The sequence below is a fragment of the Zoogloea sp. LCSB751 genome (assembly GCF_002028455.1).
Taxonomy (GTDB): Bacteria; Pseudomonadota; Gammaproteobacteria; order Burkholderiales; family Rhodocyclaceae; genus Zoogloea.
The window spans coordinates 1-260 of record NZ_MWUM01000326.1; the positions used below are offsets into that span (position 1 = coordinate 1).

The following is a 260-nucleotide window of genomic DNA, read 5'->3' on the forward strand; positions in this document are numbered from 1 at the left end:
GCGGAACTTCACCAGCGTCTCTTCGCTGACGTGGTGTTCCATACCTTCGGCATCCCGACGGGCAATTTCCGGGCTGACGCCCAGCACCAGTAAAAAATTCTCGACGATCTGATGGCGCTCGCGGCTCTCCTGCGCCAGCTTTTCGCCTTCAGCGGTGAGAAACACCCCGCGCCAGGGGATCATCTCGATCAGCCCGACCGACGCCAGACGTTTTAACATTTTGGCAACGGTTGGCTGCGACACCCCCAGGCGTGCGGCCA

Annotated in this window: 1 protein-coding gene; it reads right to left on the reverse strand. The window is 60.8% G+C overall.

The genetic code is table 11. The annotated features are described in order from the left end of the window. Positions 1 to 260, reverse strand: a 260-nt coding sequence (gene mntR, locus B4920_RS26825) for a manganese-binding transcriptional regulator MntR (protein WP_079437602.1), incomplete at both ends; no start/stop codon positions are given.